Below are 20,778 nucleotides of genomic sequence, written 5' to 3'. Positions count from 1 at the left end.
GGAGGGGTCACCCCGAATGCAGCCCATCGTCCCCGAACCCCGAGGCGCCCACGGTCCGAGCCGTCGGGCGCTCATCACCGGCGCCGCCGGTCTGGCTGGCCTCGGCCTGCTCACCCTCGCCGGGTGCAGCTCAGGCGCGTCCGCCGGCACCCCCACGATCCCCGAGGCCGCGGCGACCGGCGTCGCCCGTCGCGGCGGACGCCTGCGCATCGCCCGGCCCGCCGCGTCCGCCGCCGAGACCCTCGACTCCGCGAGCTCGCTGTCGGCCTACGAGTACCTCGGCGCGCTGTACAACCGGCTCGTCAAGCTCGATCAGCAGGGCACACCGGTGCCGGACCTGGCCGAGGAGTGGTCCGCGAACGCCGACGGCACCGAGTGGACGTTCGCGCTCCGCCGGGGCGTGACCTTCCACGACGGGTCCCGGTTCACCGCCGACGACGCGATCGCGAGCATCCGGCACATCCTCGACGAGAAGACCGGCAGCCCGCAGGCCGGGGTGCTCGGCGAGGTCATGGACGCCGACTCGATGCGCGCCGTCGACCCGTACACGCTGCGCTTCTCGCTGACGAAGCCGAACGCCGAGTTCCCGTCGCTGCTCACCGCCTACCAGTGCTACATCGTGCCGGCCGACGCCATCGCCGACATCGGTCGCACCGGGATCGGGACGGGGCCGTTCCGGCTGTCGTCGTTCACCCCCGCGGGTACCGGGAGCGTCGAGGCGTTCGCGGACCACTTCGCCGGCCGCCCGGCGCTCGACGGCATCGACTTCTACTCGATCCAGGACACCACCGCGCGGGTGAACGCCCTGCTCGCCGGGCAGATCGACCTGATCTCGCAGACGAACCTGGACTTCGCGACCGCCCGGGTGGTGTCGGCGTCCGACCGCGCCACCGTCGCCCGGTCGAAGAACGCCCAGTGGTACACGATCCCGATGCTCGCCACGAGCGACGAGTTCAGCGACCCGCGGGTGCGCCAGGCGATGAAGCTCGCCTACGACCCCCGGAAGATCGTCGACACGGCGCTGCAGGGCACCGGTTCGGCGGGCTGGGACAACCCCGTGCCGCCGCAGCTCGCCGCGTTCGTCGACGACCACCGCGAGTACGACCCGGACAAGGCCCGGGCGCTGCTCAAGCAGGCCGGGCGTGAGGACTTCCGCGCCGCGATCTACACGTCGAGCTACGAGTCGGTGTTCACCCCGATGGCCGTCGCCTACCGCGACGCGGTCGCCGACGCGGGGATCCGTCTGACCGTCCGCAACGCGAGCTCCGACTCGTACTACACGCAGATCTGGATGCAGAAGCCCCTCATGGTGAGCTACTGGTTCACGGGGCGGCCGATCGACCAGCTGCTCAACCAGATCTTCCGCTCGGGGTCGTCGTACAACGAGAGCGCCTGGTCGAACGAGACCTTCGACGGGCTGCTCGACGACGCCCGCGCCGAGATGGACGACGCCAAGCGGCTCACCCTGTACCAGGACGCCCAGCGGCTCGTCGTCGAGGACGGCGCCGACATGACGCCGATGTTCGGCGACCGGCTCGTCGGGTTGTCCCGCGACGTCGTGAACTACTCGGAGTACGGCTTCGAGTTCGACTACCTGCGGATCGGACTGCGCCGATGACGACCACGAACACCCCGTCGGACGTCCTCGTCCCCGTCCTCCGCCGGGTCGGCATCGCCGTGCTGACCGTGGTGCTCGCCTCGCTCTTCGTGTTCCTCGCGGTGCAGGCGCTCCCCGGTGACGTCGCCCAGCAGCTGCTCGGACAGAACGCCACCCCCGACGCCGTCAAGCAGCTGCGCGAGAACCTCGGCCTCGACCAGAACCTCTGGCTCCGCTACCTGCAGTGGCTCGGCGGCGCGGTGCACGGCGACTTCGGCACCTCGCTCGTCAGCGGCGAACCGGTCGCCCCGACGCTGCTCACGGCCTTCCGGAACAGCATGCTCATCGCCGTGCCCGCGATGCTCGTCGGCGTCACGGTGTCCCTGACGCTCGGTGTCGTCGCCGGTGTCCGCCGCGGCCGTCCGAGCGACAGGGTCATCTCGATCGTCAGCCTGGTCGTGATGAGCGTGCCGGAGTTCATGGTCGCCACCGTCCTGGTGCTGCTGTTCGCGATCGGCCTGCCGGTCTTCCCCGCCGTCGTGCTGCGGGGGACTGACGCCACCGTCGCCGAGCTGCTGCCCACCACCTGGCTGCCGATCATCGTGCTGACCCTCGCGATGGCCGCCTACATCGTGCGCACGGCCCGCTCGTCGACCATCGACGTGATGGCGTCGGAGTTCGTCACGACGGCCGAGCTCAAGGGCCTGACGATGCGCCGGGTGGTCTGGAAGCACGCTGTCCCGAGCGCCCTGCTCCCGACGCTGAACGTCGTCGCGCTCAACGTCGCGTGGCTGCTCGGCGGTGTCGTGGTGGTCGAGAACGTCTTCAACTACCCGGGGATGGGCAAGCTCATGCTCGAGTCGGTGTTCAACCGCGACCTGCCCACCATCGAGGCGATCGCCCTGCTGAGCGCCCTGATCTACGTCGTGTGCAACCTGGCCGCCGACCTCGTCGCGCTCGCACTCGACCCGAAGCTGCGGACCCGCCAGCGACGACCGCGCACGCGCACACGCGGCGCCCGCAGCACCCGCAGCGCCCGCAGCGCCCGCAGCACCAGGAAGGCCGCCGCATGACCGCCACCGCACCCCGCCGCAGCGCCCGACGCGACGTGCTCGCCGGCGCGCTCGCACCCCTGCGCGGGTCGACGGCGCTGAGCATCGGCCTCGGCCTCATCGCCCTGCACGTCGTCCTCGCCCTGCTCGCGCCGGTCATCGCCGGTCACGACCCGGTCGCCACGAACGCCGGCGACGTGCTCGCCGGTCCGACGTGGACGCACTGGCTCGGCACCGACCAGTACGGCCGTGACGTGCTCTCCCGCACCCTGAACGGCGGGCGCTACGCGCTGTCCGTGACCTTCCTCGCCACCACGATCGCCGTCGCGGTCGGCACCGTGCTCGGCTGCGTCACGGCCTACGCCGACAACTGGTTCGACGAGGTCGTCATGCGCGTCGTCGACGCCCTGCTCAGCGTGCCGTCGATCCTGGCGCTCCTGGTCGTCGTGACGGTCTTCGACGCCGGCCTCTGGGTCATCGTCCTCGCCGTCACGGTCGTCTACGCCCCCGCGGTGACCCGGGTCGTCCGCGGCGCGGCCCGCACCGTGATCACCCAGGACTACGTCACCGCGGCCCGCGCCCGGGGGGAGCGGCCGCTGTCGATCGTGTTCCGCGAGATCCTGCCGAACGTGCTGGACGTCGTGCTCGTCGAGTACGCGATGCGGGCCTCGTGGATCGTGCTGCTCGTCGCGTCGCTGTCCTTCCTGGGCTTCGGCGCGAACCCGCCGACCCCGGACTGGGGCCTGATGGTGCAGGAGAACCGCACCGCGCTCACCGTGGTGCCGCTCGGCACGCTCGCCCCGATCGTGGCACTCGCCACGCTGGTGATCGGACTGAACCTCGCGGCCGACGGGCTGAGCAAGTCGCTCGGTGTCGACCGTGCGAAGCAGGGAGTCAGCGCATGATCCGCACCGACACCGGCACGACGTCCGCCGCGACGACGACCGTGCCCGACGCGATCGTCCGCGTCGACGACCTGTCCATCTCGTACGCCGCCGGCAAGCGACGCGTCCCCGTCGTCCGGGGTGTCTCGTTCACGATCGAGGCCGGTCGCACCCTGGGCCTGGTCGGCGAGTCCGGCAGCGGCAAGTCCACCGTCGCGCGGACGCTCCTGGCACACCTGCGCGCCGGGTCGGCGATCGACGGCGGGACGGTCCGCGTCGACGGCGCCGACGTGTTCGCCCTGTCGCCGGCCGGCCGCCGGGCGCTCCGCGGCGGCACCGCCTCGGTCGTCGCCCAGAACGCCGGACAGGCACTCACCCCGTCGATGCGCGTCGGCGAGCAGATCCGCGAGGCCCTCCGCGCCCACGGCGAGCCCGACGGGCCCGAACGCGTCGCCGAGCTGGTCCGCCTGGTCCGGCTGCCGGACCCCGACGCGATCGTCCGCCGCTACCCGCACCAGCTCTCCGGCGGGCAGCAGCAGCGCATCGCCATCGCGATGGCCGTCGCCGCCCGGCCGCGCGTGCTCGTCCTCGACGAACCGACCACCGCCCTGGACGTCGTCACGCAGGCCGCGGTCCTCGACCTGGTCGCCGACCTCGGTCGGCAGCTCAGCATGGCCGTCCTGCTCGTCAGCCACGACCTCGGGGTGGTGTCCGCCATGGCGGACGAGATCGCCGTGATGCGCGACGGCGAGGTCGTCGAGCACGCCGCCACGGCGGCGCTCTTCGCCGCTCCGCAGCACGAGTACACGCGTGCCCTGCTGGCCGCGGTGCCGGACGGGCGACGGCCTGGAGGGAGGGATCGCGACGCCCTGGACCCGTCCGTCCCCGGGACGGTCGGCTCCACGGCCACCCGCACCGCGCCTCCCGAGCGCGCCGCCCGCCCCGTGGTGACCGCGGACGACCTGGTGATCCGCTACGGCCGCGGCCTGCCGGCCGCCGTCGACGGTGTCTCCTTCACGATCGCCGCGCAGGAGACGCTCGCCGTCGTCGGCGAGTCCGGCAGCGGCAAGTCGACGCTCGCGACGGCGTTGGCCGGCCTGGTGCCGGCCGAGTCGGGGACGTTCACGTACGACGACGGCACGACCCGCGGCGACCTGCGCGAGCCGATCGCCGGCCGCGCGCCCGACCTGCGGCGGGCCGTGCAGCTCGTGTTCCAGAACGCGGACACGTCGCTCAACCCGCGGCGCACCGTGGGTGCAGCGATCGCGCGGCCGCTCCGGTTGTTCAGCGGCTCGTCCTCGCGGGAGCGTGTGGGCGCCCTGCTCAGCCAGGTCGGGCTCGGGCCGGAGTTCGCCGACCGACTGCCCGCGCAGCTGTCCGGTGGGCAGCGCCAGCGCGTCGGGATCGCCCGCGCACTGGCAGCGGAGCCGTCGCTCGTGATCGCCGACGAGATCACCACGGCGCTCGACGTGCAGGTGCAGGCGGGGATCCTCGCGCTGCTCGCCGACCTGCAGCGCGAGCGGGGCCTCGCCTGCCTGTTCATCAGCCACGACCTCGCCGTGGTCCGGGGCGTGGCCGACCGGGTCGCGGTGATGACCGGTGGCCGGATCGTCGAGATCGGACCGACCGAGCGGGTGTTCACCGGCCCGAACCACCCGTACACGTCGACGCTGCTCGCGGCGACGCTCGAACCCGGCAGCACGACGCTGCCCGACGTCGGTGACGGGGTTCCGCGCTGGCGGCACGCCGACGGTTGGACCGACCACGGCGACGGACACCGCACCCGCAACTGGGAGGACGCATGACCACCGACGACGGCCCCGACCACGGCGCCGCCGCCGCCACCTTCACGGCCATCGGCGACCCCGGCTCGCTGCCCGCGGGCGTGACGGTCCGCGACGAGTGGATCCCGATGCCCGACGGGGTGCGGCTGCACGCCCGTATCTGGGCGCCGACGCAGTCGCCGACGCAGCCGGGTGAGCCGAGCGGTCCGACGCCGGTGCTGCTCGAGTACCTGCCGTACCGACTCGACGACTGGACCGCACCGCGCGACTCGGAGCGGCACCCCTGGTACGCCCAGCACGGGTACGCCTCGGTGCGGGTCGACATCCGGGGCACCGGGTCGTCCGACGGGTTCTTCGACGACGAGTACAGCGAGCAGGAGCTGCTCGACGGTGAGACCGTGATCGCCTGGCTCGCCGAGCAACCGTGGTCGACCGGCGCGGTCGGCATGTTCGGCATCTCGTGGGGCGGGTTCAACGCGCTGCAGCTCGCGGCCCGGGCACCCGCCGCCCTCAAGGCGATCGTGACGGTGTGCTCGACGGACGACCGCTACGACAACGACGTGCACTACGTCGGCGGCGCCGTGCTCGGCATCGACATGGCGGCATGGGGCGCGACGATGTTCGCCTTCAACTCCCGGCCGCCCCGGCCCGAGGTCGTCGGCGCCGGGTGGGTCGACCGGTGGCGTGAACGCCTCGAGGCGAACCGCCCGATGACACCGGTGTGGCTGGCGCACCAGGAGCGCGACGACTACTGGCGGCACGGCAGTGCCGCCGAGGACTACGACGGCATCCGGGCCGCGGTGCTCGCCGTCGGTGGCTGGGCGGACCCCTACCGGGACGCCGTGCTCCGGCTCGTCGACCACGTCGGCGCCCCCGTGAAGGGCATCGTCGGCCCGTGGTCGCACCAGTACCCGGACCGCGGGCTCGCGCCGGGACCCTCGATCGGGTTCCTGCAGGAGACCCTGCGGTGGTGGGACCGCTGGCTGCGCGGGGTGGACACCGGCGTCGAGGACGACCCGGCACTGCGGGCCTGGATCAACGAGGGCGAAGCCCCCGCGCCGTACTACGCCGGCCGCCGCGGCCGCTGGATCGGTGCCGAGGCGTGGCCCTCCGCCGCGACCCACGAGCGCGTCCTGCCCCTCGCTGCCCTGCGCGGCGGTGACCTGGGACCGGTCGTCGTGCGGTCGCCGCAGCACACCGGGGTGGACGCCGGTCGGTTCTTCCCGTTCGGCAACGCCACCGACCTGCCGCCGGACCAGCGCGCCGAGGACGGCCGGTCGGTCACCTTCGACCTGCCCGTCGGCAAGGCGTTCGACCTGCTCGGCAACGTGCTCGTGCGGTTGTCCGTCACGAGCGACCGGCCCCGGGCCACCCTGACCGTGCGACTCTGCGACGTCGCACCGGACGGCTCGTCGACGCTCGTCACGCGCGGGGTGCTGAACGCCGCGAAGCGCGACGGCATGGACCGCGACGACGTGCTCGTGCCCGGGACCCCCGCCGACCTGCCCGTGCGCCTGGTCTCGACCGGACACCGGTTCGCCGCCGGACACCGGCTGCGCATCGCGGTCTCGTCGTCCTACTGGCCGTGGGTGTGGCCGCACGGCGTCGAGGCCACCGTGACGATCGACCCGACCGCCTCGAGCGTCACCCTGCCCACCTGGACCCGGTCGACCGACGACGGGGTGGTCTTCGCCGAACCCGAACGGGCCGAGCCCCTCGTGATCGAACGCGTCGCGCCGGCCGAACCGCTGCCGCAGCGCACGGTGACGCACGACGTCGAGACGGGGGAGTGGACGCTCGACGTCGACCCCGGGTACGGCGGCGGGCGCGTCTACCCGGACGGCCTCGTCTTCACCGAGGACGCCCGCGAGACGTACCGGATCCGCTCCGACGACCCGACCAGCGCACGGGCGAATTCCCGCTGGGCGATCGGGCTGATCAAGCCGGAGTGGGCCGCGCGCCTCGAGACGACGTCCGAGGTCACCGCCGACGCCGACACCTTCCACGTCGTCAACACCGTGCGCGCCTGGGCCCGCGACGGCGGACCCGACGAACCCGAGGTGCTCGTCACCGAGCGGACCTTCATCGACGACGTCCCACGGACGTCGGCGTGACGGCGCCGGCACGGGTCCGGCAGCGGCCGGAGGTCCGACGCGCGATGATCGTCGAGGCCGCCCGCGCGGTGATCGTCCGGAACGGCGTCGGTGCCACTGGACTGCGCGACATCGCGGCCGAGGCCGGCGTCTCCGTCGGTACCGTGACGTACCACTTCGGCAGCGTCGCGGAGATCCTCAACGAGGTCGTGGTGCTCGAGACGGAACGGTTCTACGGCGCGATCGTCGCGGCGGTCGACGCCGAACCCGACGTGCTGGTGGGGCTGCGGATGCTCGTGGCCCCGCTGTTCGGCGACACCGAGCAGGTGCGCCAGCACTGGCGGATCTGGTCCGACTACTGGACCGCGGTGGTGCGTCGGCCCGAGGTCGCCGCCGAGTACGCCGAACGCATCCGCGTCTGGGAGGCGTGCCTGGTGCGGGTCATCCGGCGCGGGGTGGACGCCGGCGTGTTCCGGGGCACCGGAGACGAGGCCGGCGAACGGGCCGCGCACGGCGGCCCGGTGGACGCCGACACCGTCGCGCTGCAGCTCGCCGCCTACAGCGACGGCGTCGCGACCCAGATCGCCCAGGGCGTCCCGGGGCTCACGAACACGGTCGCGCTGTCCTGGATGTGGCGGTTCCTGTCGCACGAACTCGGTGTGCCCGCTGTGCACATCGCCGGAACCGGTCGTTCCCCCTTGTGATGAGGTAAGGCTTCCCTTACCGTTGCCACATGGCACGGACCCGGCGACAGCCCAGCGAACGTATCCTCATCGCGGGCGGTGCCGAGGACCTCGTCGAGATCCACCGCCAGCTCGAGGAACTCCCCGAGAACGCGTACGGCCAGGTGTTCGTCGAGGTCGCCCTCGACGAGCAGATCCGCATCCTGCCGGCCCCGCCGCGCGTCACCGTGACCTGGCTGGTCCGGAGCGCCCGCAGTTCGGCCGTCGCCCCGCTGGTCTTCGCCGACCACGGCGAGGCCCTCGCACACGCCCTGGCCGGGTGGGCCGCCGAGTGGTGCGTGACGGACTGCGAGCCCCGAACCTCGGTCTGGATCGGCTGTGCGGACAGCCCGTGGATCGAGCGCGCACGGTCCATGGTGCAGCTCGAACTCACCGACGCCGGCCAGCAGGTCCAGGTCGAGTACGGCGGGTAAGGGCAGCCTGCTCTTCCTTGCGGCATACAAGACAGGCGGGCATGGTTGTGACCATCGGCAGCACCGCGCCGGTCCGGAAAGGGCCAGGCACGCGGGTGTAGCCACGACGGAGGAGGAAACGACATGACCACGCAGAGCAGCACCACCACCACCCCGAGCACCACGTCCCCGTTCTCGACCACGCCGGAGCTCGCAGCCGGGGTCGCCCAGTTCCTCGCCCCCGTCGTCATCGACCTCGAGGCGCTCGTCGTCAACGGCAAGCAGGCCCACTGGCACGTCCGTGGCCGCAACTTCGTCGGCGTGCACGAGCTCCTCGACGAGATCGTCGAGCACGCGCAGGACTACGCGGACAAGGCCGCGGAGCGCATCGTCGCCCTCGGCCTGCCGGTCGACTCGCGCATCGCGACCGTCGCCGCGAACACCACCCTGCCGCCGCTGTCGCAGGGCTTCCAGAACTCGGACGTCACCATCACCGAGGTGATCGCCCAGATCGATGCCGCGCTGCTGCAGGTCCGCCGCGCGGTCGACGGCCTCGACGAGGTCGACCTCAACAGCCAGGACGTCGCGATCGAGATCGAGCGTGCGCTGACCAAGGACCGCTGGTTCCTGCAGGCGCACCTCGCCGCCTGAGTCGCGACCACCCGCAGACGGACGGGAGGCACGGTGCCAGCTGGCACCGTGCCTCCCGTCCGTCTGTGGTCGCGTCTCGGGTCCGTGAGACGCCGTCGTGTCTCTGCGACGCCGCTTCGTCACCGAGACGCCGCCGCACTCGGCGGCGTCTCGGGATCACGACGGCGTGTTACGGGGACGATCGCGGGGCGGGCGGCACGCCTGCGGCTGACGGCGCGCCTGCGGCTGACGGCGCGCCTGCGGCTGACGGCGCGCCTGCGGCTGATCGTACCGAGCACCCGGTCGACCGCGATCCCGAGCCCGGCGGCGACCACCATCGACACCAGGGCCGCGACGATCGGTTCGTGCAGCACGCTCGACGCGGCCAAGGCGATCCCGATCGACACCGTGGTCCACGCCAGCCCCGCGATCGCGCTGACGCCGAGGAACCGACGGTACGGCAGCCCGGTCGCTCCCGCGGTCGTGTTGACGGCGACCCGCCCGACGGGGACGAAGCGCCCGGTCAGGATGAGGCTGGCGGATCGGCGCTGCATCTGCCGCTCGGCGAACGCGAAGGCCGCGGCGATCCGTGGTCGTCTCGACCGGGCCAGTCGGGCGAACCCGATCCGGCGCCCGATCCAGTACGCGATCGAGTCGCCGGCGATCGCGCCGAGGGTGGCGACCACGAGGACCACGGCGAGCACGGGCTGCCCGGACGTCGCGGCGATGGCGGCGATCGCGACCAGGGCGGACTCGCTCGGCACCGGCGGGAAGAAGCCGTCCACCAGACACAGGGCGAAGAGGACGACGTAGGCGAGCGGACTCGCGGCCAGCTCGACGACGAGCGGGGTGATCTGGTCGAACACGGGGTGCTCCCTCCCGCCGACGGAACTCGTCGACGAGGACGACGCTACGGAGCCGACGCGCCGCAGCCATCCCGCGGCGGTCTGGACCACCCCCTACCGCGGTATGACGTTCCCGTCCGCGAAGACCACGTCGGGCGCGTCCACCCGGCGGTCGACGACGGTGGTCGGGGCCTCCAGGTGCACGGCGCCCGACGGCATGATGCCCGCACCGCCGAACCGTTCCATCACCCGCCACTGCGCGACGACGTCCTCGCCGGCGTGCTCCGGCGGCAGGGTGTCCCAGAACCGGAAGCCGCCGACCTCCTCGAGCGCACGACGGTCGTACAGCGCGCAGGCACCGACCCACGCGACGCGGTAGGGCACCCACTCGCCGGGGAGCAGGTCGAGGTCGGCGGCGACGTGCGTCGGGTTCGCGGCGTTGTGCAGGGACCAGCGGTCGAAGCCGGGGGTCCCGCGGCGCACCACCTCGGGCACGACGGGGCCGTCCCACCGCTCGAACACCGAGGTCTCGTGCGGACGGCGGTCCTGCAGGTAGGACAGCCCCTGCACGGCGCTGCCGACGAACCCGCAGCCCAGGGTGCGCAGCGCGTCGAGCATCCGCGCGATCGACCCCGGCTCAAGCCAGACGTCGTCGTCGAGGAACAGCGCCGCGGCTGCCTCGGCGTGGTCGAGCAGGAACTGCCGGTGCTCTGCCAGGCCACGCCGTTCCGAGTGGGTGAGGAGCGTGACGGGCCGGCCCTGCGCCTCCAGGACGCGCAGCATCGCGGCGACCGCCGGCGCGCTGGCGGCGTCCCCGTCCGCGGACTGGTCGCTCAGCACGACGCGCAGGTCGACGTCGGTCTGGGCGGCGAGCCCGGCCAGCGTCGTGGCGAGCTCGGCCGGCCTGCCGACGGTCGGGATGAGCACGTCGACGTCGACCGTGCTCGTGTCCGCTGGATCGGGGGCCTTCGCCCAGGACCCGGACCAGCGGGCGGTCACGGTGCCGGGTCCGGTTCGGACCGCGCAGCGGCTTCGCGGATCCGGCGCACCACGGCGCTGGTGGAGTGCTCGGGCACGTAGTCGACCATGACGACCTCGCCGCCGTAGCCGCGTACGACCTCGGTCTCGGTCAGCATCTCGGGGGAGTAGTCCCCGCCCTTGACGTAGACCTCTGGGCGCAGCCGTTCGATGAGCGGGATGGGGGTGTCCGTCGCGAACACCGTGACCAGGTCGACGCAGGCCAGCGCGGCGAGCACGCCGGCGCGGTCCTCGGCCGGGTTGATCGGCCGCTCCGGTCCCTTCAGCCGGCGCACCGAGTCGTCGTCGTTCAGCGCGACGACGAGCAGGTCGCCGAGGTCACGGGCCTGCCGCAGGTACGTGGTGTGCCCGCGGTGCACGACGTCGAAGCAGCCGTTCGTGAAGACGACGCGGCGGCCGGCCTGCCGTGCGGCCTCGACCGCGGTGGCGAGCTCGTCGTGGTCGACGACGGTCGCCGCCGGGGCGGTCACCGAGTCGAGCAGGGCCGCGGCGGTGCAGACGGACGTGCCGGCCTCGCGGACGACGACGTCGGCAGCGGCCTGGGCGACGGCGACGGCGTCGCGCAGGGGTGCCTGCACGGCGAGGGCGACGGTCGCGGCGGCGCAGAAGGTGTCGCCGGCGCCGGAGGCCTGCTGCTCCGAGGCGGGCGTCGCACGCGTGCGGAACCCCTGGTCGGACCCGGGCTCGAGGAGCACGGTGCCGTCGCGGTCGAGCGTGACCACCGCGGCACGGGCACCGCTTCGCGCGAGCACGTCGGCACGGGCCGCGACGACCGCGCCGACGCGGTCGGCGCCGGTGCCGAGTTCCGTGCCGAGCAGGGCCGCGGTCTCACCTGCGTTCGGCGTGACGAGGTCGGGGTGCAGCGCGGCCCAGCGGGTCAGGTCGTGTGCGTCGACCACGACGGCGCCGGGACGGTCACGGTCGAGCATCGGCACGACGTCCTCTGCCTGGACACCCAGGCCGTAGTCGCACACGACGGCGGCGTCGGCGCACCGGATGGCGCGGGCCACCGAGCGTGCGAGGCGTTCGCCGTGCTCGGCGGTCGGGGTCGCGGCCAGCTCGTCGACCCGGACCACGACGCGGTCACCGCCGACCACGCGGGACTTCGTGGTGGTGCGGGCCCCGGGGATCTCGACCAGGAACGACGTGTCGACGCCAGCTGCCTCGAGCCGCTGGCGCAGGACGTCACCGGCCTCGTCGTCACCGATGAGCCCAACCATGCGGACCCGGGCGCCGAGGGCGCGGGCGTTCACAGCCGTGTTCGCCGCGCCGCCCGGCACCGCGATGGTCTCGGTGACGCGGACGACGGGGGCCGGGGCCTCACGCGAGACCCGCTCGGCCTCGCCGACGGTCCAGCGGTCCAGGATGCAGTCGCCGATGACGACGACGAGGGGTTCGCGGTCGTCGATCGTGGCGACGAGGTCACGGACCAGCCGGACGTCGGCGGTCATCGGGTGCCTCCCACGGTGTCGGCGCTGCCGGCGGTGGCGCCGGCAGCGGCCGCGGGGCCGGTGTCGGTCGCGGTGCCGATGGTGGCTGCGGTGCTGTTTGTGGCTGCGCTGCTGCGGTCTGCTGCCGTCGACGGCTCGGCGGTGCGGCGCGGCGGTGCGGCCTCGAGGTGCACCACCGTCGTGGTCGTCATCTCGTCGAGCAGGTGCGGGCCGTACCCGAACCCGGCACCCGAGGCGCCGCGGGGCTGGGCGCTGCCGCCAGGAGCGCCACCGAACACGGCGTTCACCTTGACGGTGCCGACGGGCAGCTCGGCCGCGGCACGGAGCGCGTGCGCGGTGTCGTTCGTCAGCACGGTGGCGGCGAGGCCGTAGCGGTCGGCCGCGGCGAGCCGGAGGCCCTCCGCGAAGTCCGACACGACGCGCACCGGGGCGATCGGGCCGAAGGTCTCCTCGGTCAGCACGAGCATCTCGTCCGTGCAGTCGGTCAGGACGGTCGCCGGGTAGAACGAGCCGAGCCCGCCGGGCGTGACGCCACCGGTCCGGGCGGAGGCACCGCGGGCGATCGCGTCGTCCACGTGGTGCTGCACGAGCTCGCGCAGCCGGTCGTCCACGAGCGGCCCGAACTCGGCCGCGGGTGCGGCCGTGCGGCGCTCCGCCTCGGCGACGAGCGCGGCGACGAAGGGCTCGGCGACGTCCTGGTGGACGTACACCCGCTCGACACTGGTGCAGATCTGGCCCGTGTTCGCGAAGGCACCGAGGGCGACCTGTGCGGCGGCCCACTCCGGGTCGACGTCCGCGTCGACGATGACCGGGTCGTTGCCGCCGTTCTCGCGGATGACGTGGGCGCGGGTGGTCGCGGCCACCTCGCTCAGGCGGTCACCGGTCGCGGTCGAGCCGACGTGCGCGTAGACGTCGATGCCCTCCTGCGCCAGGAGCTGCTCGCCGGTGGTCGCGTCGCCGTCGACGCCGATGAGCACGCCGTCCGGCAGGACCTCGGCGAGGAGCGCGTTGAGTCGGGAGAACGTCGCCGGGCACCGTTCGCTGCCCTTGTGCACGACGGTGTTGCCCGTGACGATCGCCGCGCCGAGGATCCCGCAGGCCACGGCGACCGGGTCGTTCCACGGCGTCAGGGCGAGCACCACGCCACGCGGGTGCGGCACCGACCAGTCGGCGGCACCGAACTGCCCGCGCAGGGCCTCGCCGCGGTGCACCGGCCCGAGCTCGGCGTACTGCACGAGCGTGCCGATGCCGGCCTCGACCCCACCGAGTGCGTCGCCGGGCACCTTGCCGGTCTCGCGGGTGTTCAGGTCCGCCAGCTCCTGCGCGTGCGCACGGAGGTGCTCGGCCGCGGCGTGCAGCAGTGCACCGCGCTCGGCCGGTTCGGTCCGGGCCCAGGCGCCGGCAGCGGCACGGGCGCGGGCGACGGCGTTGCGGACGTCGTCCTCGGTCGAGCGCCGCACGGTGGACGCGATCGATCCGTTCACGGGGTCGGTCACCACGAGGTCGTCGGCGGCGGGGGGTGCGATCGTCATGGGGTCCTTCCGGAGGCGGGCGGGGCCTCACACGGTGCTCGTGCTCCGCTGTGTGCGGTCACGGCATCGCGCTTCTCGTCCATCCGGGGGCGCTGCTGGGCGTCCGGACGGGTCCGACCGGTAGACGTGGAACTGTGCAACAGATCGGTGTGGGCGGAGAACGGTTCGACGGGGTCAGCGAGATCGCGGTGCTCCGCGGTGGGGGACTGGGCGACCTGATGTTCGCCCTCCCGGCGGTCGAGGCGCTGGCTTCGGCGTACCCGGGAGCCCGCATCACGCTGCTCGGGGCGCCGTCGGCGCGCCCGGTGCTGCAGGGCCGGACCGACGCCGTCCAGGCATTCGAGGAACTCCCCGTCGTGCCGGGCGTGCGGGAGTCAGGCAAGGACGCTCCCACCGAGCAGGACTTCTTCGACCGGCTGCACGGGCACTTCGACCTCGCGGTGCAGGTGCACGGCGGTGGTCGGAACTCGAACCCCTTCCTGCTCCGGCTCGGCGCCCGCCACACGGTGGGTACCGCGACCGAGGACGCCGAGGTCCTGGAGCGCTGGGTCCGCTACGTCTACTACCAGCACGAGGTCGTCCGGGCGCTCGAGGTGGCTTCGCTCGCTGGCGCTGAGCCGGTCACCCTCGACCCTCGGCTGCACGTCTCCGAGGCCGCGCGTGCCGGGGTCCGACAGCGCCTCGGAGTCCGGGGACGACTCGTCGCGATCCACCCCGGCGCCACCGACCCGCGTCGCCGCTGGAGCCCGTCGCGCTTCGCCGAGGTCGCCCGCGCCCGACTCGCCGCCGGGGACGACGTGGTGCTCGTGGGTGACGAGACCGACGTCCCGGCGTCGTCCGCCATCGTCGCGTCGCTACCGTCCGAGCTGCAGGAGCGGGTGCACGACCTCACCGCGTCGCTGCCGCTTCGGGAACTCCCGGACGTCCTCGCCGCCGCCGACGTCATGGTCGGCGACGACTCCGGTCCGCGGCACCTCGCCGTGGCCGTCGGCACGCCGACCGTCGGGGTGTTCTGGTTCGGCAACGTGATCAACGCCGGGCCCTTCGACCGCGGTCGGCACCGGGTGCACCTGTCCTTCGTGACGCAGTGCCCGGTCTGCGGCGCGGATGTCACCCAGGTCGGCTGGACCGCCGAGCGGTGCGAGCACGACCCGTCCTACGTCGACCAGGTCGAGCCCGGGGCCGTCCTGGCCGACGTCGAGGACCTGCTGCGCACGGTCTGACGCTGCGCGGCGCGTAGTGGACGCGACCCACGGCGGTCCCACCGGTTCCGCGAGAGCGACAGTCTGCCGCGGACCTTCCGCGCGGATCCGTCGCCTTCACGGCGGAGAGCGACCGGCGCCGCGGAGATCCGTCGCTTCGACGGGGTGGTCCGGTCCACGGCCGGACGGGAGGCACAGCGCACGACCGGCAGCGCGCCTCCCGTCCGCCACCCACGAAAGCGACAGATCCATGCGAACCTTCCGCGGGCTCCGTCGCCTGGACGAGATGAACACGGCCGTGAGCGGCGGAGCTGTCGCTCAGGCGACGCAGACACGGGAGGCGCGGTGCCAGCCGGCACCGCGCCTCCCGTCCGTCAGCGGCGAGCGGCTACGGCCAGCTCGGCTCCGTCGCGGGCATGATCGACAGCTCGCGGATCTCGCAGCCGGCCGGCTGCGACAGCGCGAAGATGATCGAGTTCGCGACGTACTCCGGCTCGATGAGCTGCGCGTCCGGACCGGGCTTGTACTGCTCGGTGCGGTCCGCGAAGAAGTTCGTACGCATGCCGGCGGGGATGATGTTCGTCACGCCGATGCGACCGGCGGTCTCGGCGGCCAGCGCCTGCGAGAACCCACGGACGCCGAACTTCGACGCCGAGTACGCGGTGCCGTCGCCGACGCCGCGCAGGGCGAGCGACGAGGAGATGGTGACGACGCGACCGTGCGTTGCCTCGAGGGCGGGCAGGGCGGCCCGCACGGTCGAGGCGGTGCCGATCAGGTTGACGCCGACGATCTGCTCCCACTTGCCGGACGAGATGGCGTCGATCGGGGCGGGGGTGTCGATGCCCGCGGCGGTCACGACTGCGTCGAGTCCACCGTGCCGCTCGGCGGCGTCACGGACCGCCTGCTCGACGGCGTCGGTGTCGGAGACGTCCACGGCGACGGCGTCGACGCCCTCGGGGACGGCGTCGATCCGCAGGTCGAGGACGATCGGGGTACCGCCGGCCTCGGTGACGGCGGCAACGACGGCGGCGCCGAGTCCGGAGGCGCCGCCGGTGACGAGGACGCGGCCGATGGGGGTGGTGGGGACGGGCATGGATGTCCTTTGCGTAGTGGTGCGGGAAGTGGTCGAGCTGGTGTGGGAAGGCGAGCGGACGCTCACCCGACGCGTTCGATCGCGGCGGCGAGCCGGGTGGTCGAGCGGCCCGGGTGGAACGGCACCGTGACGACACGGCCACCCCACTCGGCGAGGGTCGCCGTCTCGGGCAGTTCGCTCGCGGTGTAGTCGCCGCCCTTCGCCCAGACGTCCGGGCGGAAGCGGCGCAGGGCCTCGTCGGGGGTCGACTCGTCGAAGACCACGACGGCGTCGACGCAGTCGAGCGCGAGGAGCAGCTCGACCCGGTCGTCCTGGGTCATGATCGGCCGGTCGGGGCCCTTCAGTGCGCGGACCGACGAGTCCGAGTTGAGGCACACGACCAGGCAGTCACCGAGCGCACGGGCGGCCGACAGGGTGCGGGCGTGTCCGGCGTGCAGCAGGTCGAAGCAGCCCCCTGTTGCGACGACGGTTCCGCCGGCGCTCCGGACGTCGTGCACCAGGCGCATGGCGTCCCGGTCGGCCCCGGGCACGGCGAGCGGCGCGGGCCCGTCGTCGGCGAAGAGCGCGGTGACGCCACCGGCGGCCAGGTACTCGGACGCGGCGACCACGCCGGCGGAGACGGCGTCGGGGACGTCCGCCCCGGACGCCAGTGCGACGGCGACGCCCGCGGCAAGCCGGTCGCCGGCACCGCAGGGGTCCCCGGCGCTGACGGACGGAGCGGGCACGAAGCGGCTGTCGCCCTGGGCGTCGGCGAGCAGCGCACCGCGGTCACCCATCGTCACGGCGACGGCGCCGGCCTGCCACTGTTCGACGAGCCGGGCGGCGGCGACGGTCGCGAAGGGCACACCGTGTCCCTCGACGTCGGTGAAGCGTCGTGCCTCGGCAGCGTTCGGGGTGGCGACGGTGGTGCCGGGCACGGGCGCGGCGCCCTTCGGGTGCGGGTCCCACACGACCGGCAGGCGCTCGGCCGCACGGGCGAGGGCGTCACGGAGTGCCGGGGCAGCGGCGACCCCGCGGCCGTAGTCGGCCACGACGATCGCGTCGACGCCGTCGAGGGCGGCGGTCATGGCCTCGGTGGCCTCGGGCACGGGCGGGGTCGCGCAGCCCTCGTCGATCCGGACGAGGGCGTGGTCGACGACGCGCACGCGGGTCTTCACGGGGGTGGGGGCTCCCGACGGCCCGGCGACGACCGCGACGTCGGGGAGCAGGTCGCGGATCTCCTGCGCACGGCCGTCGTCGCTCAGGACCGTGATCAGGGTGACGTCGTGGCCGTCGCGGGCGAGCATCGTCGCGACGAGTCCGGCACCACCGGCGCGGCGGTCGTCGGTGGCGACGTCCACCACGGGCACGGGGGCGTCGGGGCTCAGGCGCTCGCTCGTGCCCGACACGTCGACGTCGAGCAGGGTGTCCCCGACGACGGCGATGCGGAAGCGCGGTCCGGCGGAACGGCCACCGGCGGCGCCGGAACGCGGTGCGACGGCAGTGGGCCCGCTCATCGACGGCCCCCGCGACGCAGCGTCGGCTCCATCGCCTTGCAGAGCGCGTGCACCAGGACGAGCTGCGCCTCCTGCACGTTGGCGGACGGCCCCTCGATGCAGATCGCGTCGTCGACGAGGTCGGCGAGCGGGTTCGGCCGGGGTCCGGTCAGGGCGAGGGAACGCGCACCCACGGCGCGCGCTGCCTCGGCGGCGCGGAGCAGGTTCGGGCTCTTGCCGCTCGTCGACAGCAGCACGAGGACGTCGCCGGCCCGGGCGTGCGCCGACACCTGCCGCGCGAACACCTGGTCGTAGCCGTAGTCGTTCCCGATCGCGGTCAGGGCGGAGGTCTCGGCGTGCAGCGAGATGGCCGAGTACGCGGGTCGGTCGCCCTCGAAGCGACCGGTGAGCTCCGACGTCAGGTGCTGCGCCTCGGCGGCTGACCCGCCGTTGCCCGCGGCGAGCAGCCGACGACCGGCGACGAGCCGTCCGGCGATGTCGTCCGCCCACTCGGCGATGTGGTCCCGGTGGTCGACGAGGGAGGCGATCACGGGGACCGACGCCGCGACGTGGTCGACGACGACGCGGGCGCTGTCGGTGACGGCGCGGTCCTCGAGCCCGGTCTGCTGGTCGATGGTCATCGTGCGGTCCTCTCCGTCGACTGCGCGGCGCGGGTGACCCGGCCGGCGTGGGTGGTGCGCGAGCGGCCGGCGGCGGGCCCGGTGGCCCCGGCGGACGAGGTCGCGCCGGCGAGCAGGCGCTCGTAGACGCGCTCGCTGTCGGCCGCGACCTTCTGCCAGGTGTAGCGGGACTCGGCGCGCTGTCGACCGCCACGGCCGTACGCCTCGCGGCGCTCCGGGTCGTCGAGCAGTGCGCCGACGGCCTCGGCGACCGCGGTCTCGTCGCGCGGCGGCACGTGCAGGCCGGTGGCGTCCTCGACGACGGTGTCGATGAGTCCGCCGACGCTCGAGGCGACCACCGGGCGGCCGCAGGCCATCGCCTCGAGCGGCACGATGCCGAACGGCTCGTACCAGGGGGCGCAGACGACGACGTCGGCGCTGCGGTAGACGGCGGGCATGTCGTGCTGCCCGAGCTGCCCGCGGAACGTCACGTGGTCGCGCACGCCGAGCGAACGGGCGAGTGCGTCGAGGCGCTGGTACTCGGGGTCGTCCACCAGGTCGGCGCCGGCGACACCGGCACCGCCCACGACGACGAGCTCGACGTCACGGCCCTGTTCGACCAGCGCGGCGAGTGCGGCGATCGTCGTCCCGACGCCCTTCCGCTGCACGAGTCGTGAGGCCGTGAGCACCCGGAGCGGACGGTCGCGCTGTTCGACGGGGCCGTCCGGACGGAAGAGCGACACGTCGACACCGCACGGCACCACCGAGATGCGGTGCAGCGGGACACCGAGGGCCTTGAGCTCGAACGCCTCGTCCGAGCACGTCGCGACGACCTGGTCGACGCTCCGACCGACGGCGGGTTCGACCCACTCGCGCTCGGCCGGGCTGGTGTCGGCGGCACCCTGGTGCCGCCGCTTCACGACACCCAGGGCGTGGAAGGTCTGCACCACCGGGATCCGTACCCCGCCGGTCCGCGCCTGCACCTGCGTCACCGCGTCGAGGGCGGCGTGTCCCGACATCCAGAAGTGCGCGTGCACCACGTCGGGGCGGTCCAGGAACCACTCGGCGGCGAGCACCGACGCGAACGTCCCCATGAACGGGAACAGCTCGTCCTTCGGCACGGCACGCGCGGGACCGGCGTCGACGTGCACGACGTCAACGCCGGGACGCAGGGGCACACGGACCGGCTGCGACGCGTCGTCGCGCCGCGTGTAGACGGTCACGTGGTGGCCGCGGTCGGCCAGCGCACCGGACAGTTCGGCGACGTGGACGTTCTGCCCACCGGCGTCGACCCCGCCGAGCACGGCGAGCGGACTCGCGTGCTCGGACACCATGGCGATCTTCATCGCAGGCTCCCTTCGAGCGCGGCTCTCGCCGCACGGTTCCGTCGCGCACCGCGCGCGACGGCGTCGCCGAGCAGGTCGTCCCAGTCGGCCAGGAACCGACCGAGCGCGTGCCGTGCGAGCACGGCCTCCCGCGCCACGAGCCCCCGTCGACGCGCCTCGTCCGGGTCCTCCAGCAGCAGCCTGGAGGCCCGCACCAGCTCCTCGACGTCCGTCGCGATGGCCCCGGCCTCATCCGGCACCGTGCGGGCCGCGTCCGTCGTCGCGAGCACCAGGACCGGCATGGCCATGTGCATCGACTCGATGAGCGACAGGCCGAGCGAGGTCCAGCGGTTCGGGTGCACGTAGGCCCGCCGTTCGGCCAGCGCCGCGTGCATGGGATCGGCCTTGACGTCACCAAGCGCGACCACGCGGTCGCCGAAGCCGAGCTCGGGCAGGCGTTCGGAGCCGATGCCCCAGACGTCGACCGGGGCGACCTCGGCGAAGCGGGGGAGCAGGTCGGTGCCGACGACACGGTTGCGCCGGACGGGTTCGTTGATCACGACGCCGAGACGTTCGAGCGCGCCGGTGTACAGCGGCCCGGGGTCGACGACGCCGTGCTCGACGACGGTGGTCCGGGTGGTGCCGCAGTCCCACATCAGGGCGTTCCAGTGCGTCACGTGTGCGATCGTCAGGTCGTCGCGGTCGCGCATCGGGTGCAGGCTGTTCGGCACGTCGACCCGGGGGGCGTTGTGCTCCACGAAGACGATCGGCACGTCACGGCCACCGAGCAGACGACGGGCTTCCTCGAGCTCCTCGGTGCGCTGCAGGACGACCACGTCGACCTCTGCCTCGGCGACGTCGGCCGGGTCGATCTCGATCGCGGTGTCCGGCCAGTCGCGCCCGCCGCGGCCGAGTCCCCAGGCGTCACGGGCCGGGGTGGTCGGGATGAGGTACTCGTGGGGGCCGCGGACGAAGGCGTCCATCCAGCCGCCGTGCACGTGCCACACGAGGATCCGCATGCA

The 20,778-nt window shown here is 73.5% G+C and carries 18 protein-coding genes; 9 read left to right on the top strand and 9 right to left on the bottom strand.

The features are described from left to right. The first annotated feature begins 16 nt into the window (after positions 1-16). The 8 genes from DEJ17_RS01310 (at position 17) to DEJ17_RS01275 (ending at position 9,196) form a co-directional block, all read left to right on the top strand. Positions 17-1,618, top strand: a complete 1,602-nt coding sequence (locus DEJ17_RS01310; RefSeq protein WP_110891698.1) for an ABC transporter substrate-binding protein — start codon at positions 17-19, stop codon at positions 1,616-1,618. Further along, positions 1,615-2,670 (top strand): ABC transporter permease, encoded by a 1,056-nt coding sequence (locus DEJ17_RS01305; protein ID WP_110891697.1) that lies wholly within the window; start codon positions 1,615-1,617, stop codon positions 2,668-2,670. Before DEJ17_RS01310 ends, DEJ17_RS01305 begins: the two co-directional genes overlap by 4 nt. Next, entirely contained in the window at positions 2,667-3,554 is an 888-nt protein-coding gene (locus DEJ17_RS01300) for an ABC transporter permease (RefSeq protein ID WP_110859946.1), read from the top strand. The genes DEJ17_RS01305 and DEJ17_RS01300 overlap by 4 nt, the downstream gene beginning before the upstream one ends. Next, positions 3,551-5,338 carry an ABC transporter ATP-binding protein gene (locus DEJ17_RS01295; protein ID WP_110891696.1) on the top strand — a complete coding sequence of 596 codons (1,788 nt, stop codon included), beginning with the start codon at positions 3,551-3,553 and terminating at the stop codon, positions 5,336-5,338. The genes DEJ17_RS01300 and DEJ17_RS01295 overlap by 4 nt, the downstream gene beginning before the upstream one ends. Next, entirely contained in the window at positions 5,335-7,431 is a 2,097-nt protein-coding gene (locus DEJ17_RS01290) for a CocE/NonD family hydrolase (protein ID WP_110891695.1), read from the top strand. The genes DEJ17_RS01295 and DEJ17_RS01290 overlap by 4 nt, the downstream gene beginning before the upstream one ends. Further along, positions 7,428-8,114, top strand: coding sequence for a TetR/AcrR family transcriptional regulator (locus DEJ17_RS01285; RefSeq protein WP_110891694.1), 687 nt, complete (start codon positions 7,428-7,430; stop codon positions 8,112-8,114). Before DEJ17_RS01290 ends, DEJ17_RS01285 begins: the two co-directional genes overlap by 4 nt. 29 nt (positions 8,115-8,143) lie before the next feature. After that, positions 8,144-8,566, top strand: a complete 423-nt coding sequence (locus DEJ17_RS01280) for an SIP domain-containing protein (protein WP_110891693.1) — start codon at positions 8,144-8,146, stop codon at positions 8,564-8,566. A gap of 123 nt (positions 8,567-8,689) precedes the next feature. Further along, positions 8,690-9,196, top strand: a complete 507-nt coding sequence (locus DEJ17_RS01275) for a Dps family protein (RefSeq protein ID WP_110891692.1) — start codon at positions 8,690-8,692, stop codon at positions 9,194-9,196. Between the two features lie 119 nt (positions 9,197-9,315). Here DEJ17_RS01275 and DEJ17_RS01270 read toward each other — a convergent pair whose 3' ends face one another. The 4 genes from DEJ17_RS01270 to DEJ17_RS01255 all read right to left on the bottom strand — a co-directional run bounded on the left by DEJ17_RS01270 (position 9,316) and on the right by DEJ17_RS01255 (position 14,041). Beyond that, on the bottom strand, positions 9,316-10,041 hold the full coding sequence (locus DEJ17_RS01270) for a DedA family protein (RefSeq protein WP_258366590.1): 726 nt from the start codon (positions 10,039-10,041) through the stop codon (positions 9,316-9,318). Positions 10,042-10,134: 93 nt separating this feature from the next. Next, positions 10,135-11,019, bottom strand: coding sequence for a glycosyltransferase family 2 protein (locus tag DEJ17_RS01265; RefSeq protein WP_110891691.1), 885 nt, complete (start codon positions 11,017-11,019; stop codon positions 10,135-10,137). Then, positions 11,016-12,509: a D-glycero-beta-D-manno-heptose 1-phosphate adenylyltransferase gene (gene rfaE2 / locus DEJ17_RS01260; protein WP_110891690.1), complete on the bottom strand. Its 1,494-nt coding sequence runs from the start codon at positions 12,507-12,509 to the stop codon at positions 11,016-11,018. The genes DEJ17_RS01265 and rfaE2 overlap by 4 nt, the downstream gene beginning before the upstream one ends. Next, entirely contained in the window at positions 12,506-14,041 is a 1,536-nt protein-coding gene (locus DEJ17_RS01255; RefSeq protein ID WP_110891689.1) for an aldehyde dehydrogenase, read from the bottom strand. Before DEJ17_RS01255 ends, rfaE2 begins: the two co-directional genes overlap by 4 nt. Before the next feature lie 134 nt (positions 14,042-14,175). Between DEJ17_RS01255 and DEJ17_RS01250 the strand changes: the two genes are divergently transcribed. Then, the gene (locus tag DEJ17_RS01250) at positions 14,176-15,264 is read left to right on the top strand and encodes a glycosyltransferase family 9 protein (RefSeq protein WP_110891688.1); all 1,089 of its coding nucleotides are present in this window, start codon (positions 14,176-14,178) and stop codon (positions 15,262-15,264) included. A gap of 367 nt (positions 15,265-15,631) precedes the next feature. Here the strand turns inward: DEJ17_RS01250 and DEJ17_RS01245 are convergent, their stop codons facing one another. The 5 genes from DEJ17_RS01245 to DEJ17_RS01225 form a co-directional block, all read right to left on the bottom strand. Beyond that, the gene (locus DEJ17_RS01245; protein ID WP_027465581.1) at positions 15,632-16,336 is read right to left on the bottom strand and encodes an SDR family oxidoreductase; all 705 of its coding nucleotides are present in this window, start codon (positions 16,334-16,336) and stop codon (positions 15,632-15,634) included. A gap of 62 nt (positions 16,337-16,398) precedes the next feature. Next, entirely contained in the window at positions 16,399-17,832 is a 1,434-nt protein-coding gene (locus DEJ17_RS01240) for a PfkB family carbohydrate kinase (protein ID WP_258366589.1), read from the bottom strand. Further along, entirely contained in the window at positions 17,829-18,452 is a 624-nt protein-coding gene (locus DEJ17_RS01235; RefSeq protein ID WP_110891687.1) for an SIS domain-containing protein, read from the bottom strand. Before DEJ17_RS01235 ends, DEJ17_RS01240 begins: the two co-directional genes overlap by 4 nt. Then, the gene (locus DEJ17_RS01230) at positions 18,449-19,777 is read right to left on the bottom strand and encodes a glycosyltransferase (RefSeq protein WP_110891686.1); all 1,329 of its coding nucleotides are present in this window, start codon (positions 19,775-19,777) and stop codon (positions 18,449-18,451) included. Before DEJ17_RS01230 ends, DEJ17_RS01235 begins: the two co-directional genes overlap by 4 nt. Further along, positions 19,774-20,775, bottom strand: coding sequence for a glycosyltransferase (locus DEJ17_RS01225; RefSeq protein WP_110891685.1), 1,002 nt, complete (start codon positions 20,773-20,775; stop codon positions 19,774-19,776). Before DEJ17_RS01225 ends, DEJ17_RS01230 begins: the two co-directional genes overlap by 4 nt. Positions 20,776-20,778: the final 3 nt, after the last annotated feature.

Source organism: Curtobacterium sp. MCSS17_011 (assembly GCF_003224275.1).
GTDB lineage: Bacteria > Actinomycetota > Actinomycetes > Actinomycetales > Microbacteriaceae > Curtobacterium.
This window is presented reverse-complemented; position numbering and strand designations above follow the sequence as displayed.